16 protein-coding genes are annotated in these 16,407 nt (G+C 36.4%); 9 read left to right on the top strand and 7 right to left on the bottom strand.

Annotated features, from left to right (window positions below; translation table 11 throughout):
* Nucleotides 1-563 precede the first annotated feature (563 nt).
* Entirely contained in the window at nt 564-740 is a 177-nt protein-coding gene (locus AA650_RS27880; RefSeq protein WP_199924434.1) for a hypothetical protein, read from the bottom strand.
* Nucleotides 724-921 carry a hypothetical protein gene (locus tag AA650_RS11745; protein WP_190384428.1) on the bottom strand — a complete coding sequence of 66 codons (198 nt, stop codon included), beginning with the start codon at nt 919-921 and terminating at the stop codon, nt 724-726. The genes AA650_RS27880 and AA650_RS11745 overlap by 17 nt, the downstream gene beginning before the upstream one ends.
* Nucleotides 922-1,144: 223 nt before the next feature.
* Between AA650_RS11745 and AA650_RS11740 the strand changes: the two genes are divergently transcribed.
* On the top strand, nt 1,145-1,561 hold the full coding sequence (locus AA650_RS11740) for a XisH family protein (protein WP_053539159.1): 417 nt from the start codon (nt 1,145-1,147) through the stop codon (nt 1,559-1,561).
* Complete coding sequence (locus AA650_RS11735; RefSeq protein WP_053539158.1) at nt 1,549-1,890, top strand: XisI protein; 342 nt, start codon at nt 1,549-1,551, stop codon at nt 1,888-1,890. The genes AA650_RS11740 and AA650_RS11735 overlap by 13 nt, the downstream gene beginning before the upstream one ends.
* A 29-nt stretch (nt 1,891-1,919) precedes the next feature.
* Here the strand turns inward: AA650_RS11735 and AA650_RS11730 are convergent, their stop codons facing one another.
* Complete coding sequence (locus tag AA650_RS11730) at nt 1,920-2,324, bottom strand: type II toxin-antitoxin system VapC family toxin (RefSeq protein WP_053539157.1); 405 nt, start codon at nt 2,322-2,324, stop codon at nt 1,920-1,922.
* Entirely contained in the window at nt 2,314-2,529 is a 216-nt protein-coding gene (locus AA650_RS11725; protein ID WP_053539156.1) for a hypothetical protein, read from the bottom strand. The genes AA650_RS11730 and AA650_RS11725 overlap by 11 nt, the downstream gene beginning before the upstream one ends.
* Nucleotides 2,530-2,732: 203 nt before the next feature.
* Here AA650_RS11725 and AA650_RS11720 point away from each other — a divergent pair, with 203 nt between their 5' ends.
* The gene (locus AA650_RS11720) at nt 2,733-3,974 is read left to right on the top strand and encodes a DNA cytosine methyltransferase (RefSeq protein ID WP_234413378.1); all 1,242 of its coding nucleotides are present in this window, start codon (nt 2,733-2,735) and stop codon (nt 3,972-3,974) included.
* Between the two features lie 111 nt (nt 3,975-4,085).
* Here AA650_RS11720 and AA650_RS11715 read toward each other — a convergent pair whose 3' ends face one another.
* The 3 genes from AA650_RS11715 to AA650_RS11705 all read right to left on the bottom strand — a co-directional run bounded on the left by AA650_RS11715 (nt 4,086) and on the right by AA650_RS11705 (nt 6,100).
* Complete coding sequence (locus AA650_RS11715; RefSeq protein WP_053537527.1) at nt 4,086-5,105, bottom strand: transposase; 1,020 nt, start codon at nt 5,103-5,105, stop codon at nt 4,086-4,088.
* Between the two features lie 69 nt (nt 5,106-5,174).
* On the bottom strand, nt 5,175-5,855 hold the full coding sequence (locus AA650_RS11710) for a hypothetical protein (protein WP_053539154.1): 681 nt from the start codon (nt 5,853-5,855) through the stop codon (nt 5,175-5,177).
* Nucleotides 5,852-6,100: a helix-turn-helix domain-containing protein gene (locus AA650_RS11705; RefSeq protein ID WP_053539153.1), complete on the bottom strand. Its 249-nt coding sequence runs from the start codon at nt 6,098-6,100 to the stop codon at nt 5,852-5,854. The genes AA650_RS11710 and AA650_RS11705 overlap by 4 nt, the downstream gene beginning before the upstream one ends.
* Nucleotides 6,101-6,711: 611 nt before the next feature.
* On the opposite strand from AA650_RS11705, the gene AA650_RS11700 reads away from it, so the two are divergent.
* From AA650_RS11700 to AA650_RS11675, 6 genes are all read left to right on the top strand, one after another.
* A complete protein-coding gene (locus tag AA650_RS11700) occupies nt 6,712-8,259 on the top strand; it encodes a ferredoxin--nitrite reductase (RefSeq protein ID WP_053539152.1) in 1,548 nt (515 codons plus the stop codon).
* 87 nt (nt 8,260-8,346) lie between these two features.
* Nucleotides 8,347-9,669 (top strand): CmpA/NrtA family ABC transporter substrate-binding protein, encoded by a 1,323-nt coding sequence (locus AA650_RS11695; RefSeq protein ID WP_053539151.1) that lies wholly within the window; start codon nt 8,347-8,349, stop codon nt 9,667-9,669.
* A 137-nt stretch (nt 9,670-9,806) separates the two neighbouring features.
* Nucleotides 9,807-10,649 (top strand): nitrate ABC transporter permease, encoded by an 843-nt coding sequence (gene ntrB, locus AA650_RS11690; RefSeq protein WP_053539150.1) that lies wholly within the window; start codon nt 9,807-9,809, stop codon nt 10,647-10,649.
* A gap of 52 nt (nt 10,650-10,701) precedes the next feature.
* Nucleotides 10,702-12,675: an ABC transporter ATP-binding/substrate-binding protein gene (locus AA650_RS11685; protein WP_053539149.1), complete on the top strand. Its 1,974-nt coding sequence runs from the start codon at nt 10,702-10,704 to the stop codon at nt 12,673-12,675.
* Between the two features lie 182 nt (nt 12,676-12,857).
* On the top strand, nt 12,858-13,697 hold the full coding sequence (locus AA650_RS11680) for a nitrate ABC transporter ATP-binding protein (RefSeq protein WP_053539148.1): 840 nt from the start codon (nt 12,858-12,860) through the stop codon (nt 13,695-13,697).
* A gap of 261 nt (nt 13,698-13,958) precedes the next feature.
* A complete protein-coding gene (locus AA650_RS11675) occupies nt 13,959-16,139 on the top strand; it encodes a molybdopterin oxidoreductase family protein (RefSeq protein WP_053539147.1) in 2,181 nt (726 codons plus the stop codon).
* Nucleotides 16,140-16,407 lie beyond the last annotated feature (268 nt).

Below are 16,407 nucleotides of genomic sequence, written 5' to 3'. Positions count from 1 at the left end.
CGTACAGGGTAAGTTTTACAGTTATCCGCCGTCTTGTAGTGTCCAAATAATAGCTTAGAAGTCACCAAGATTGAATGTCAAGAGAAAAATGTTTGGCTTTCGGTACTTATTATAAGTAATGAGACAGAATTAATTACACAATGTTATTGTGTAAGCGTTGCGTGGCGTTAGCCATATGGAACGAAGTGAAATGAAGCAATCGCCAGGGTTGTGATTGCTTCCCTTCCCTCGCAATGACTGTAAATATTTTTGTCCAATTACTTACTCAACAGGGTTGGGACATGGACTTTTAAGAATTACGAAAAACCTAGATTTGTAGGGGTAAAGCATGAGCTTATTGGTGTCAACTTAACGTAAAACCCATAGCCCGCCTGGGAATAAATTCCCAGTCTCATAGCAGAAGTCATCTGAAGATGACTAAAAATCCCCATAAATCTTTGACTATTAGCCCTGATAGCGTAGCGTAAGCCATAATTCATTTCTGGGCGGTTGTGGAAGCAATGTCAACTTAACGTAAAACCCATAGCCCGCCTGGGAATGAATTCCCAGTCTCATAGCAGAAGTCATCTGAAGATGACTAAAAATCCCCATAAATCTTTGACTATTAGCCCTTTTTCTAAAATCGCTAAATCATCTAATAAAATAATTTGATAATCTTGTCCAATCTTATTAGAAATTTCTGTTTGTTTAGGGGAATTAATAGCTAGTAAACCTCTCTTGATTTCAAAATAGGTATACAACTTCAGATAAGTTATTAAATTGTTCTTTGGTTAAGTTTTGCTGAACGATATGATATAAATGTTCAACCATTTCTCTTGGATTAAGTTCTTCTTTAAACAAGGGACGTTCTTCCATTAAAATAGCCACAATCTTCTCAATTCTGTTGATCATGGATTCTTGTTGAAGTTCTGTTGATAACATAATATTTCCTCCAGGGAAATGTAAATGATATTCATGGATGTTATATATTCTAGCATTTGTCCTAGAGTTTCAGATCCCCGACTTCTCAGAGAAGTCGGGGATCTTGTTGTTCATAAAGATTTTGAAGTTAATTTTTTAATTATTAAGTTTTATATATGATGCCGTTTTGGTTTAGTATAATATTAAAGTGGGTAATGTTTACCTTGTAATTACAAATAAAACAATGCCAGCAAAGGATACTTACCATGATGCGGTTAAAAATGCTTTAATTAAGGCTGGTTGGACGATTACCGCTGATCCTTATCCGATTAAGTGTGAAGAAATCAGACTTATCGCTGATTTAGCTGGTGAAAAAACGATTGCTGCGACAAAAGAGAGTGAACAAATTGTTATTGAAGTTAAAAGTTTTTTGAGTCGTTCTCCCATGCGTGAATTTGAAACAGCTTTAGGTCAATATCTGATTTATCAAACTTTTCTTTTGGCTACTCATCCTGAATATAAAGTATTTTTAGCAATCGGTAAAAATATTTATGAAAAGTTTTTTGAACAAGTTGCTATTCAACTGATTTTACAAAAATATCAAGTTTCACTATTAGTTATTGATATTAATCAAGAAGAGGTGATCAAATGGACAAGCTAACTCATTATCAAAACTTAATCAAACAAATTTTAACTGAATATGAAAAAATCTCATCACAAGTAATTGATCCTGATATAGATGAGGTGTTAATGTTTGATGATCAAAGAAGTCAATATCTTTGGTTTAATATTGGTTGGAAAAATGATAAACGAGTAAAAACAATTTCTGTTTATATTCGCATTAAAAATGAGAAAATTTACATTGAGGAAGATTGGACTGAAGAGGGAATAGCTACGGATTTATTAAGAGAAGGTGTACCGAAAGAAGATATTGTTTTAGCTTTTTATGATCCAGAAACTCGCAAATTAACTGAGTTTGCTTTTGCTTAATTCTCTGTTTAAAATGATGCGATACCTAATTATCTCATTAATGCTTGAAAACTAGCTTGAATAAAATGCTTATCAAAAGTTAAAGCTTGAGTAACTTTATTTTGTTTCATTACCACAAAAGAAACACAATCAACTAAACCCCATGATTTATCTTGATGTTGTTTGTATAAATTTAATGCTTCCTCAAATAATTCAGGATTTAAGCGGATAACTTCTATATCATCAGAATTTAAAAAAGTTTGCATTAATTCAACTGCTTCACTTTTATAATTACTCGATAAAGCATTACCAACTTCTAATAAAATTGCATCAGTGGTTATCAAAGGATAATTTTCAAATTTTTGAGCTAATTCTAAAGCCCTTTGATGATATTGATCCCGTTTGTTTATTAAATCTACAATAAACAGCGTATCAACAAAAATTTTATCCCTCACTTACATCTCTCCCTAAACTAACACTAACTTGAATCGAGAAATCTTCAGGAGCATCAATTTTAATTTTGCGTAATTTGGACATGAGACTAGGTTTTTTAACAGCATTTTCTGAATCGCTTAACTGTTCAATAATTCCATAAACTTGATTAAGTTGTTCTTCTGTTAAATTTTTGAGTTTCTCTTGAATCATTTGTTTTGTAATCATAGTAACTTACCTCAAATAACTATTTTTAAGTACAATTATAGCAAATGACTCTCTAAATTTTCTAGTTTTGTACATTGTAGCATTTTTTAGTTGTGTGATGTTTGTTCATTACTCCAGTGTTAATTTCTAAGTAATAGATTGTGTCAGATAACGAGATAAATTTTCTCGTTTTTAGGATTAGGTTGCTAATTTTGCTATGATTGATGTATTGTAGACTATATGTCACAGCAAACATTCATGTCAATTATCGAATGCAAGGAACACAAATTTCTTTTTTTCCTAACGAGGATGAGCATAATCCTAGCCAAAAGCAAAAGAAGCCGAAATTAGGACGTTATGAGCGTATTCAGCGCGAACTAGATGAAGATAAATCTGATCCATATAAGATATTTACTGATGTTAGTTCCCCACCCAGTCCATTATCTAAATATACTTTTGTGGATCTGTTTTGTGGTGCTGGGGGAATCACACAAGGTTTATTTCAAGCTGGATTCACACCATTGGCTAGTGTAGAAATTAGTCCAATTGCTTCTGCTACGCACAAAAAAAATTTCCCACAATGTCATCATTTCTGTGGAGATATTGAACAATTTTCTCCCCAATATTGGCTGCAACAAATCGGCTCACCTGATGTAAATGTTGTTGTTGGTGGTCCACCATGTCAAGGATTTTCAGTAGCCGGAAAACGTGATCCAAAAGATCCTCGAAATAGATTATTTTATGAATTTGTGCGTGTTGTTTCCGAAATACGCCCTTGGTATGTAGTGATGGAAAATGTACCAGGTATTTTGACAATTCAAAGAGGGGATATAAAGACGGCAATTATTGAAGCTTTTGAGTCTATTGGTTATCCTCATATTTCTGTGGCAATTCTGGAATCTGCGGCTTATGGAGTCCCACAAATTCGACCAAGAGCTATTTTTATCGCTAATAGATTTGGAATGCCAAATCCTTATCCTCAAGCGCAATTAAACCAAGAAGAATACAAACCTATTGAATCAGCAATTTCTGATTTACCAGAATACACTCGAATATCGGAAATTAATCACGAATGGACCAAACATTCACAGGAGTATATGGAACGTCTTGCTCAAGTTCCTCCTGGTGGTTCTTTATATACAAAATATGTTGATGCTTTCAAACGACAATATCCTGGTAAACCAAGTATGACTGTGAAAGAAAATCATGGTGGTACACATATTCATCCATATTTAAATCGCGTGATTTCCGCTAGGGAAATGGCCAGATTACAAACATTTCCCGATTCGTTTATTTTTGAAGGTAGTATGAAAAAAGCGATGTGGCAAATTGGCAATGCTGTACCACCACGTTTAGCAGAGTGTATTGGTTATGCACTGATTCCTTACTTAAATGATATTGCAATTAACATAAGACAATCTGCTAATTTACCTCATTTTGATCAACCTGAGATAGTTTTTGGTTAAGTGCATTACGCCAAGTTTCAAAATCATACCAACCACAACCAATACAGAAATGTTGAATAGCGTAATAAAACTTTACATATTGAAATAAACTTAGCCTATAAGTGCTATTTTTCATCTTATCCAAATAAGTTTTCTAAACCAATGAACATAACTTATTTCCTGACACATATAGGACTGAAGATAACGGAGTTTATCTAATAAAGTTTTGCCAAATTCTTGCGGTATTTCTATTAGTTGCAATATCAAATAAGCGATTAAACAGCACATTATCTGAATTCTAATTCCATTCTCATTCTTTGTCATAAGTCTGTCTAACTTGAGGTGCATTTTTAAGAATTTCCATAACAATTCAATTTGCCATCTTTGTATGTAAATTTCCATAATCTCTTGATTACTAACTTGCTCTTCTCCTTCATTTAATAAGTTTGTTGCTAAACGAAATTCACTCTTAGTTTCTATATCACAAAATGCTACTACTCTAATTTCCACTTCTCTTTCATCTTTGCCAACTTTACAATTACCATTTTCTAGCATTTCTAAAGTGACATTATTTTTAATTCTTAAGACAAAAGCTTTATTTTTTTGTTGTTTTAATTCAGATATTCTTTCGGAGGATGCAAATCCTCTATCCATTATCCCTACTCCTTTTGACGGAATTGCTTCTACTGTTTCTTGTCCATATTTATGGTCATGTCCTTGCCCAAAATGAATCACCATTCCACCAACTTCTGATGTCAAACTATCTAACCCACAAAATAGTTTTACTTGATGATATCCTTGACTCCATAATAATTTACTTGTTAATGTAATAATTGTTGAATCTATAGGAAATAATGCTTGGGTTTCTTCCTTTCCTTTTTTCTTTCTCAGTTGATTGTTTAATTCAGTTATTATCTCCAAAAATACTTGAGTATCTCTCTTTTTACTTGCCTTGGAAAAATTTGATATTTTTAAATCTATCCCTTGATTATTTAGTCTTTGAAATAAATCTCTCATACTCACTATACTTTTATCCATGACATACTGTAACCACACTGATACAAATGAAAATGTGTCCAGAACTGGATAATCTTTTTTGGGCAATGGTTTCAATATTGTTTTGACCACTTCTGGGAAATTCTTTAAGCGCATAATTTGATAATTCTTTATCTAGATTTTTTTAGATTGTATCAAATTATGGTACTTTTTTTTAATCTTTTCCTAACATTCAACACTTCTGCAACCAATACAACCTTCCTCAGCTTCATCACCTCGCTGATGTTGGGAAGGCCAATTTTCACCTGATTTATACCAGAATTTAATACCAAAAGGTGTACCGCGTTTACCAGTTTTTATACAACGTTCACAACTTCTCGACTTTAAAAGATTATGATTTCCAGACGCATCTTTCTTGAGTAATTGAAACTTTTTCCTAATTTCGGTTTCACTCATAGAAGTTAAATGTGGAGCTTCACTTTTTCCCCAACGTTCCATTGGAAACCTATGGTCAATAACTAGCTCATGCTTCTCTCTTTGTCTCTGTTCTATTACATCTGTATATGAATAAGCCTGGAGAATTCTTTGAACTAAAGAAGCTGGTATATTAGAAGCTGAATTAGCCGATTTTATCTCTCCTGTCCAGCAATCTCCTAAACGTATTTGTTGACAAGTTGGACAAAAATTCTTTTGTGTTTCAATGACAAGACCAGGACGACTTCTTGTCCCGCGTTGTAATCCCTGAATACCTCCACCACCGGCATACTGAGTTGATCCTACGTTTTTGCCTTCGCACTCTCTACAATGCCATTTTTGATCTGATAAGAGGTTAAAGACTTGTAATTGAGTTGCTCCTTGTCTAAATTGGGCTTTAATTGTCTCAACTAAATTTTGTTGGTTTGTCACTGTATTCTATCGGCTTCAATTTCCAGATTTTTGAGCAGAACGGAAACACTAATACCTAAGCCATCTGCAAGACTTACAAGAGCAGTGAGGGAAGGATTTCTAACTCCACGTTCTACACCAGAAATGTATGTGCGGTCTAAGTTAGCACGTAGTCCTAACTCCTCTTGTGAAATTCCTAACTCCGTTCTGCGTTGTCTGACTAGATAACCTAAAGCATTCAGAATTTTTTGTTTTGATTCGTCCATCTGCTGATTTTGAGCGTTTATGGACTATCAGTCTACGGACGATGTGTCACATTATTTGAAATTTATTATTTGTTATTGACATCTAATGCTATGTCTAAAAATTCATGCAATTCTTAACTAAATAATCGGACAGGGTTTGAAATTTCTTGGAGTTTATGTTTGTGAATGACAATTCTTTACCGTTTCCTCGTTCCTAGCCTCTGACTAGGAATGCAGTTGATGAGGCTCTGCCTCAACTATCAGCACAAAATTGGGTCAAGTAGCCTGTATTCTGGGATTGGAGGCAGAACCTCCTGGTAGGTATTCCCAGTTAGAGACTGGAAGTAATAAGTAATTGTTGCTTTTATCTATATAAACACATCTATTAAAAATAATCTCCTATTAATTATGCAAAAACCGCAATTTCTATATCCACTTTTTTTAGAATCTCTCAAATTTAGTAACCTACTATACGAACTGTCATCAAAAATTACACTAACTTAACAACATCGCAACTGTTACACCACCAACCAGGAAACTACTATCAGTTATTTCCCCAAAGTGGCAAGTACAAAACCGATAAGAACACGGATACACAGTTAATTCAGTCCTGTTTCCCCAAAAAAAGCATAATGATAGAAACAGCAACTACCACAGACAAACTCAATAAATTCGAGAAATTCAAAGCCGAAAAAGACGGACTCGCAGTTAAAAACGAAATAGAGAATTTTGCCCAAATCGGTTGGGAAGCAATGGACGAAAACGACCTTAACCATCGCCTAAAATGGTTAGGTGTATTTTTCCGTCCTGTCACTCCCGGTAAATTCATGATGCGAATGCGTCTACCTAACGGCATTCTCAACAGCAATCAAATGTCTGCTTTCGCAGAAGTGGTACAGCGTTACGGTGAAAATGGCAGCGCCGATATTACCACCAGACAGAATATACAACTACGCGGGATCAATTTGGCAGATATTCCCGATATCTTTAATAAATTTCACAAAGTCGGATTGACTACTATCCAATCGGGGATGGATAACGTCCGTAATATTACAGGTGATCCTGTCGCGGGTTTAGATGCGGATGAGTTTTATGATACCAGAGAATTAGTCCAGCAAATCCAAGATATGCTGACTAATAATGGTGAAGGTAATCCAGAATTTAGCAATCTTCCCCGGAAATTTAATATTGCAATTACTGGAGGAAGAGATAATTCAGTTCACGCAGAAATTAATGATTTAGCCTTTATTCCCGCTTTTTGGGGAAATGAAGATCAAGTCCCAATCTTTGGTTTTAACGTCATTGTCGGCGGTTTATTTTCCGCAAAGCGTTGTGAAGCAGCCATTCCTCTGAATGTTTGGGTATTGCCCGCCCAAGTTGTATTATTATCCAAAGTCATTGTCGAGATATTCCGAGATCATGGCTTACGCGCAAATAGACTAAAAGCCCGGCTAATGTGGCTACTTGATGAATGGGGGATAGAAAAATTCCGCGCCGAAGTAGAAAAACGTTTTGGTCAATCATTATTACCCGCAGTAGATAAAGATCAAATTGACTGGGAAAAACGGGATCATGTGGGCATATATAAACAAAAACAATCTGGATTTAACTACGCAGGTTTAAATATTCCCGTGGGAAGATTGTCTGCTGATGATATGGTTGAAATTGCCCGATTGTCCGAAGTTTATGGAAGTGGAGAAATCCGGTTTACCGTTGAACAAAATATCATTATCCCGAATATTCCTGATTCCAGTTTAACAGCATTTTTCACAGAATCAGTATTAGAGAAATTTTCAGTTAATCCTGGCTTATTAATGCGATCGCTAGTATCATGTACAGGCGCACAATTTTGCAACTTTGCCTTGATAGAAACCAAAAATCGTGCCTTAGCAATGATAAAATCATTGGAATCTGAACTAACTTTATCACGTCCTGTGCGAATTCATTGGACAGGATGCCCTAACTCCTGTGGACAGCCCCAAGTAGCAGATATTGGCTTAATGGGAACTAAAGTGCGTAAAAATGGACAAATGTTAGAAGGTGTGGATATTTATATGGGTGGAACAGTCGGGAAAGATGCACATTTAGGAACTTGTGTTAAAAAAAGTATTCCCTGCGAAGACTTACAACCCATATTAAGAGATTTACTTATTCATAAATTTGGTGCAAAACTTAAGTAACAGGCTTTGATTCCTCCTTAAATTAATTTAATCGCCAAAATCCAGAGATAACTGCAAACCCAAATTAAAATTAATCAAGAGTTTCCCATGAGCAATATTTCTCGCAGAAAATTTATTATTACCTCAAGTGTAGCAACCGTAACTTCTATCTTGGCGCACGGCTGTTCATCTAGTAACTCTGATTCAGTAAAAACAGATAGTGCTTCTTCCAATAGCAAACTAGCTAATAATTCCAAAGTTAGTAATGCCCCAAAAGTTGAAACAACCACAGCCAAATTAGGATTTATTGCTTTAACAGATTCCGCACCTTTAATTATTGCTAAAGAAAAAGGTTTCTTTACTAAATATGGTATGACTGATGTAGAAGTCAGCAAACAAAAATCCTGGCCAGTCACCCGCGATAACTTAAAAATTGGCTCATCTGGTGGTGGTATTGATGGCGCACATATTCTTACCCCTATGCCCTATCTGTTGACCATGAATGATAAAGTGCCAATGTATCTTTTGGCGCGGTTAAATATCAATGGTCAAGCGATTTCAGTTGCTGAAAAATTCAAAGATTTGAAAGTTGGTTTACAAAGTAAATTACTAAAAGAGTCTGTAAATAAAGCCAAAGCCGATAAAAAATCTATAAAAGTTGCTATGACTTTTCCCGGTGGTACTCATGATTTATGGATGCGCTATTGGTTAGCAGCAGGGGGTATTAATCCTGATCAAGATGTAATTTTGCAAGCAGTACCACCACCACAAATGGTAGCAAATATGAAAGTTGGAACTGTTGATGCTTTTTGTGTAGGAGAACCTTGGAATGCTCAATTGGTAAGTCAAAAATTAGGTTATACAGCTTTATCTACAGGTGAACTATGGAATAACCATCCAGAAAAAGCCTTTGCTATGCGTCAAGATTGGGTTGATAAAAATCCCAATGCTACACAAGCATTATTAATGGCAATTATGGAAGCACAACAATGGTGTGATCAGGCAGAAAACAAAGAAGAAATGTGTAAAATCTGCGCTGATAGGAAATACTTTAATGTCGCCGTAGCTGATATTTTAGAACGGGCTAAAGGTAATATTGATTATGGTGATGGACGCAAAGAGCAAAACTTTGCATATCGCATGAAATATTGGGAAGATAATGCTTCTTATCCCTATAAAAGTCATGATACTTGGTTCTTAACTGAAGAAATTCGTTGGGGTTATTTACCTAAAGATACAAAAGTGAAGGAAATTGTTGATCAGGTCAATAGAGAAGATATATGGAAACAAGCTGCTAAGGCTTTGGGTGTGGCTGCTGCGGAAATTCCAGCAAGTTCTTCTCGCGGTGTGGAAACATTTTTTGATGGGGTTAAATTTGACCCTGAAAAACCAGAGGAATATTTAAAGAGTTTGCAAATTAAGAAGGTGTAATTGTCGGTTGGGTTCAGCGAAAGTGTAACCCAACGAAATTTACTAGATTAATTAGATTTTTGAGGCTCACGCAGAGGCGCAAAGCCGCAGAGAAGAGAAGGAAAAGAGATTTTTAATATTTTACTTAGGAGAAATAAATGGCTGCTATTGTTGGAAGTCGTAGAGTTAGTAGTAAACAGCAGAAGGTAATTAATAAGTTTTTGATTAACAAGGTTATACCGCCGCTGTTTGGATTATTTGTTTTTCTGGTGTTATGGGAATTACTTTGTTTAATTCCTAGTTTTCAATTACCTGGACCGATAGAAACAATTCGGGAAACTTGGGACCCTTTTGTTATCCATCCTTTTTTCGATAATGGTGACAGTGATAAGGGTTTAGGCTGGCAAATATTGACAAGTTTAGGACGGGTTGCTTTAGGTTTTTCTCTAGCAGCAGTTGTCGGGGTTGTTTTAGGAATATTAATTGGTTCTAATACTTTTCTTTATAATGCTGTAGATCCGATTTTTCAGGTATTAAGAACTATCCCTCCCTTAGCTTGGTTACCAATTTCTTTAGCGGCTTTCCAACAAGCTAATCCTTCGGCAATTTTCGTGATTTTTATTACTTCGATTTGGCCGATTGTGATTAATACAACTGTGGGCGTGCAGAATATTCCTCAAGATTATGTAAATGTCGCTCGTGTTTTGCGTTTGCAGAAGAGCAGTTATTTCTTGAAGATTGTGTTTCCGGCAACTGTTCCTTATATTTTTACCGGGTTAAGAATTGGCATAGGTTTATCTTGGTTGGCAATTGTCGCGGCGGAAATGTTAGTTGGTGGTGTGGGTATTGGTTCGTTTATTTGGGATGCCTATAACACAACTACCGAAACTAATATGAGCGAGATTATTATCGCCTTGGTATATGTCGGTTTAGTGGGATTAGTTTTAGATAGAATGGTGGCTTTTGTTGCTAATAAAGTTGTCACAACAGAACAAAAATAATTCTTAGTTCGTCGTAATTTCTGAGATTGCCAATTATCCATTACCATTCATCATGAATACTTTTTTAGAGATTGACCATGTAGACCGAATATTTGACCTCCCCAATGGTGGTAAATATATTGCTTTAAAAAATATTGAATTAAAAATTTCTGAAGGTGAATTTGTTTCTTTAATTGGACATTCTGGTTGTGGTAAATCCACCTTACTAAATATTATTGCTGGCTTAGATCAAGCTAGTATTGGTGGTGTAACTTTGGCAGGTCGGGAAGTGAGAGAACCAGGTCCTGATAGAATGGTGGTTTTTCAAAATTACTCCTTACTTCCTTGGCTAACTGTAAGGGAAAACATCGCCTTGGCTGTAGATGAAGTCCATCAAAATCTACCTAAAGGAGAACGTCGGGGAATAATAGAAGAACATATTGATATGGTGGGTTTACGACGGGCAACTAATAAGCGTCCTAGTGAATTATCCGGGGGAATGAAACAGCGAGTTGCGATCGCTCGTGCTTTAGCTACCCGTCCCAAGTTATTATTGTTAGATGAACCTTTTGGTGCTTTGGATGCATTGACAAGGGGCAATTTACAAGAGCAATTAATGACAATATGTAATCAACACAGAATTACCTGTGTGATGGTGACCCATGATGTTGATGAGGCATTATTATTGAGCGATCGCATTGTGATGTTGACCAATGGACCAGAGGCACACATTGGCCAAATTATCGAAGTACCTATTCCCCGTCCCCGTCACCGTTTAGAAGTAGTTAACAATCCTTTTTACTATAACTTACGGAACGAAATAATTTACTTTCTCAATCAACAAAAAAAAGCAAAAAAACGCCAGAAACAACCTACTGCACCTGCTATTATTTCTAACAACAACTTAGAAAAAGTTCATTTGGAAATTGGCTATATTCCCCTGACTCAAGCTGCACCCTTAATAATTGCAAAAGAAAAAGGTTTCTTTGCCAAATATGGTTTAGAAGTCAACCTAAACAGCGAAACTAGCTGGAAAGACATAGGGAAAGGTGTAGTAACTGGTAGACTTGATGCCGCCCAAATGGTTGCAGGTATGCCCCTAGCCCTGACATTAGGTGCAGGAGGTAAAAATCCGGTGTCAATGGTAACAGCTATGACCCTTTCTCGCAACGGTAGCGCCATTACTTTCAGCCAAGAATTATTCAACAGTGGAGTAAAAAACTTAACAGACTTTCAAGCCATTATTAAGGCTGACTTAGACAAAACCCATACTTTGGGAATTGTCCATCCCGCATCCATGCAAAACCTATTATTGCGCTATTGGTTAGCAGCAAGTGGAATTAAACCTGATGTAGATGTTAGTTTGATGGTAATTCCACCACAAGAGATGGTAACTGCCCTCCAAGAAGCAAAAATTGATGGTTACTGTGTCGGTGAACCTTGGAACTCTCACGCAGTTGATCAGAATTTGGGTTTTATTATTGCTATCACCTCAGAACTTTGGCATGGACATCCAGACAAAGTATTAGGAGTAAGAGAAAATTGGGCGCTGGAAAATCCCCAAACACATCTAGCATTAGTCAAAGCCCTATTAGCAGCTTGTGAATATTGCGATGATATTCGCAACCGGGAAGAAGTTCTCAAATTAATTTCTCAACCTGACTATCTTGGTAGTAATTCCCTTCATCTTCCTCCAGGTTTAATAGACAATTACAAGCATGGTAATCACAACCAACCCCAAACTTCCCATCAGTTTTATTTCAACAAAGCCAACTATCCGGATCGTCATGAAATGCTATGGATTTTAACTCAATTAGCCCGTTGGGGTGTAGTAGCTTTCCCCAAAAACTGGGTAGAAGTCATTGACAGAGTTTGCCGTCCAGATATATTTGGTGCAGCCGCACGAGAAAGAGGCATTTTAGATATTGGTAGGGAAGAAACAATTCAATTATTTGATGGCAAAGTCTTTAATCCTTCTGAACCAATAGAATATCTAAAAAGTTTGGAAATTAAACGCCAGCTTCGAGTAGAAGAAGTATTTATCTAGTCATACCAATTCTGTATAAAGATGCGCCAAATTTAAAAAGGAACGAACCGCAGAGGCGCAGAGGACACAGAGAAGAAAAAGATAAGGTTACAAAATTAAGCGTAGCCTCATAAAGAAATGGTATCAGTTGTCAATTCTCAATTGTTATTACCAATTATCCATTCCCTATTACCAAAAATATCATGACAACAGTAAACTATAATAACAAAACTCAACAATTACAAACCCAGAAAAAAGAAGACTTCTTAGTAATTGATGGTGTCAACAAAATTTACCCCACTGATAAAGGATCATACACCGTCCTAGATGACATTAACCTCAAAGTTAGTGAAGGTGAATTTATTTGTTTAATTGGCCATTCCGGCTGTGGAAAATCAACACTGCTCAACATGGTTTCTGGATTTAATAAACCTACCAACGGGGTCGTGTGGTTACAAGGTCAACCCATAACCGAACCCGGTCCAGACCGAATGATGGTATTTCAAAACTATTGTTTACTACCTTGGTTAAATGTTTTTGATAATGTTTATTTAGGTGTTGATTCCGTATTTCCTCACAAAAGCAAATCGGAAAAACGGGCAATAGTCAGAGAACATTTAGCAATGGTAGGACTAACAGAAGCAGCCCAAAAGAAACCTAGTCAAATATCTGGAGGAATGAAACAAAGAGTAGCTATAGCCCGTGCCTTAGCCATCCGTCCCCAACTCCTGATTTTAGATGAACCATTCGGTGCTTTAGATGCCATCACAAAAGAAGAATTACAAGAAGAACTCCTGCAAATTTGGTCAGAACATCAAATCACAGTTTTGATGATCACCCATGATATTGATGAAGCACTTTTCCTCGCAGATAAATTAGTGATGATGACAAATGGACCAGCAGCAAATATTGGCGAAATATTAGAAATACCCTTTTCTCGTCCTCGTAACCGTCGCCGAATTATGGAAAATCCAGAATATTACAACCTACGAAACTATGCCTTAGACTTCCTCTATCGTCGCTGCGCTCATGTTGATGAGTAATTGGCATAATACGTAATTGGGAAAAGTCCCCAAAGAACCATTTGTATCTGATAAAGAAAATGAAGCCGAAATAATTAATCCTCAACCGATTTTAATAGCAGAAAAATAAATATCTCACGCAAAGGCGCAGAGACGCAAAGGCAAGAATGCAAAAAACCAGAAATTAAAAATATTTCTCCTCTTATGAAATTATCTCTGAGTCCTCTGCGGTTCGTTTCTCATAAAAAATTTTGCACAATAGTGTGAAATCCCATAAATATCATGAATGAATTTACCAAAACACTTTGTCCTTATTGCGGAGTTGGTTGCGGTTTAGAAGTTTCTGCACCAGCCCAATATGGAAAAGCCACAAATCGAGATAGTGAAGGAATTCCTATTTGGAGAGTTAGGGGTGATAAATCTCATCCTTCTAGTCAAGGAATGGTATGTGTTAAAGGTGCAACTATTGCTGAATCTTTGGATAAAAGTAGATTGCATCATCCAATGGTACGCGATTCGTTAGATGCAGAATTTCGGCGTGTGAGTTGGAATGAAGCCTTTGATATTATTACCCAACGGATTCAAACATTGCGCTTGAATCAAGCCACAGATTCTATCTGTATGTATGGTTCTGGACAATTTCAAACTGAAGATTATTATATTGCTCAAAAGTTACTCAAAGGTTGTTTAGGAACTAATAATTTCGATGCTAATTCCCGGTTGTGTATGTCTAGTGCGGTATCTGGGTACATTCAAAGTTTTGGTGCTGATGGGCCTCCTTGCTGTTACGATGATTTAGAATTAACTGATTGTGCTTTTTTAATTGGTACAAATACGGCGGAATGTCATCCCATTATTTTTAATCGGTTAGCAAAATATCATAAAAAAAATCGCCATGTTAAAATGGTTGTGGTTGACCCTCGGCGTACCCCAACGGCCGAAGCAGCAGATTTACATTTAGCTATTCGTCCAGGTACAGATATTGATTTGTTAAATGGGATTGCCTATTTATTAATGAAATGGAATTATGTTGATCTAGCTTTTATTGATGATTGTACTAGCAATTTTCCGGCTTATGCTGAGGTAATTCGGCATTATTCGCCGGAGGTAGTGGCGAGTCGTTGTGGTATTAGTATTGAAGATTTAGAAACGGCTGCTAAATATTGGGGAAAATCTAAATCTGTACTTTCTTTATGGTCAATGGGTGTTAATCAATCTTCTGAAGGTACGGCTAAAGTTAGAACTATTATTAATTTACATTTAATGACGGGACAAATCGGTAAACCTGGTGCAGGTCCTTTTTCTTTGACTGGTCAACCTAATGCTATGGGTGGCAGAGAAGCGGGAGGTTTATCCCATTTGCTACCGGGTTATCGGTTGGTAAAAAATGCCCAACATCGGGCGGAAGTTGAGGATTTTTGGGGTTTAAAAAAAGGACAGATTTCCCCTGTTCCTGGTTTAACTGCTTGGGAAATGATCACTGGTTTGGAAACTGGAAATGTAGGTTTATTATGGATTGCTGCGACTAATCCGGCTGTGAGTATGCCAGATTTGGAAAGAACGAAAAAGGCGTTATTAAAATCTCCTTTTACTATTTATCAAGATGCTTATTACCCAACAGAAACATCGGCTTATGCTCATGTTTTATTACCGGGGGCGCAGTGGGGTGAAAAAACTGGGATTATGACTAATTCGGAAAGAAGGGTAACTCTATGTTCGGCTTTTCGGGAACCACCAAGAGAAGCAAAACCTGATTGGGAAATCTTCGCGGAAGTAGGAAAAAGATTAGGTTTTACTGATAAGTTTACTTTTAATAATTCTGCGGAAGTTTATGCTGAATTTGTTCAATTAACTCGTCAGCGTCCTTGTGATATGTCGGGTTTGAGTCATGGGTTTTTAGCCGCACAAGGTCCAACTCATTGGCCTTATCCACAAGGTAGTAATTCAGAAATTAAGCGTCTATATACTAATTTACGCTTTCACACAAATGATGGACGCGCCCAGTTTGGTGCATATTATTCAAAAGGACTTGCTGAACCACCTGATGATAATTATCCTTTTATATTAACTACTGGTAGATTGTATGGTCATTGGCATACACAAACACGCACCGGCAGAATTGAGAAAATTCGCAAACTGCACCCGCAACCATTTATCGAGATTCATCCCCGTGATGCTGCTGCTTTAGGTATTGTTGATAATCAGTGGTTAGAAGTGCGATCGCGTCGTGGTAAAACTAAGTTTCCTGCTAAAGTCACAAAAGCTATTTCTCCCGGTACTGTCTTTGTGCCTATGCACTGGGGTAAGCTATGGGCAGATGATGCAGAAGCTAATACGCTTACCCATTCAGAAGCCTGCCCTGATTCCCTCCAACCAGAATTAAAAGCCTGTGCTGTGCAATTAGTACCAATCCCTGTAGAATCTACTGTTAAAAATTATCAATTTCAGTCTTCCCAATGGTAAGCTTTTAACTATATTCCCGAATTGGGGATTTACTACTTCATCTATTGTTAATTATCAATGGTTATGATTGTATTTTTAGATACCTAAATTGTACAAGAATGATCATGATTAATCTTAAAATCTAAGTAATGGTTTATTACTTTTAAAAGCACTTTCTGGAACTGACAAGTTTGTGAAAGTAGAAAATATATTTATGCTTTTTGATCCTTGAGATTTATCTACAGGATTTTTGTTTTATATTCGTAATTTCCAATTTAATTTTAATCAA

Origin of the sequence: Anabaena sp. WA102 (assembly GCF_001277295.1) — a bacterium.
GTDB classification, from domain to species: Bacteria; Cyanobacteriota; Cyanobacteriia; order Cyanobacteriales; family Nostocaceae; genus Dolichospermum; species Dolichospermum heterosporum.
The sequence above is the reverse complement of the archived record's forward strand: the minus strand, read 5'-3'. Positions and strand labels throughout refer to the sequence as shown.

What these genes read in the sequence shown, in the direction of transcription:
- AA650_RS11745 (WP_190384428.1), bottom strand. Translation starts at nt 921, where the DNA reads ATGTTATCAACAGAACTTCAACAAGAATCCATGATCAACAGAATTGAG.
- AA650_RS11735 (WP_053539158.1), top strand. Translation starts at nt 1,549, where the DNA reads ATGGACAAGCTAACTCATTATCAAAACTTAATCAAACAAATTTTAACT.
- AA650_RS11740 (WP_053539159.1), top strand. Translation starts at nt 1,145, where the DNA reads ATGCCAGCAAAGGATACTTACCATGATGCGGTTAAAAATGCTTTAATT.
- AA650_RS11715 (WP_053537527.1), bottom strand. Translation starts at nt 5,105, where the DNA reads ATGCGCTTAAAGAATTTCCCAGAAGTGGTCAAAACAATATTGAAACCA.
- AA650_RS11685 (WP_053539149.1), top strand. Translation starts at nt 10,702, where the DNA reads ATGAATACTTTTTTAGAGATTGACCATGTAGACCGAATATTTGACCTC.
- AA650_RS11705 (WP_053539153.1), bottom strand. Translation starts at nt 6,100, where the DNA reads ATGGACGAATCAAAACAAAAAATTCTGAATGCTTTAGGTTATCTAGTC.
- AA650_RS11725 (WP_053539156.1), bottom strand. Translation starts at nt 2,529, where the DNA reads ATGATTACAAAACAAATGATTCAAGAGAAACTCAAAAATTTAACAGAA.
- AA650_RS11720 (WP_234413378.1), top strand. Translation starts at nt 2,733, where the DNA reads ATGTATTGTAGACTATATGTCACAGCAAACATTCATGTCAATTATCGA.
- AA650_RS11675 (WP_053539147.1), top strand. Translation starts at nt 13,959, where the DNA reads ATGAATGAATTTACCAAAACACTTTGTCCTTATTGCGGAGTTGGTTGC.
- ntrB (WP_053539150.1), top strand. Translation starts at nt 9,807, where the DNA reads ATGGCTGCTATTGTTGGAAGTCGTAGAGTTAGTAGTAAACAGCAGAAG.
- AA650_RS11700 (WP_053539152.1), top strand. Translation starts at nt 6,712, where the DNA reads ATGATAGAAACAGCAACTACCACAGACAAACTCAATAAATTCGAGAAA.
- AA650_RS11695 (WP_053539151.1), top strand. Translation starts at nt 8,347, where the DNA reads ATGAGCAATATTTCTCGCAGAAAATTTATTATTACCTCAAGTGTAGCA.
- AA650_RS11680 (WP_053539148.1), top strand. Translation starts at nt 12,858, where the DNA reads ATGACAACAGTAAACTATAATAACAAAACTCAACAATTACAAACCCAG.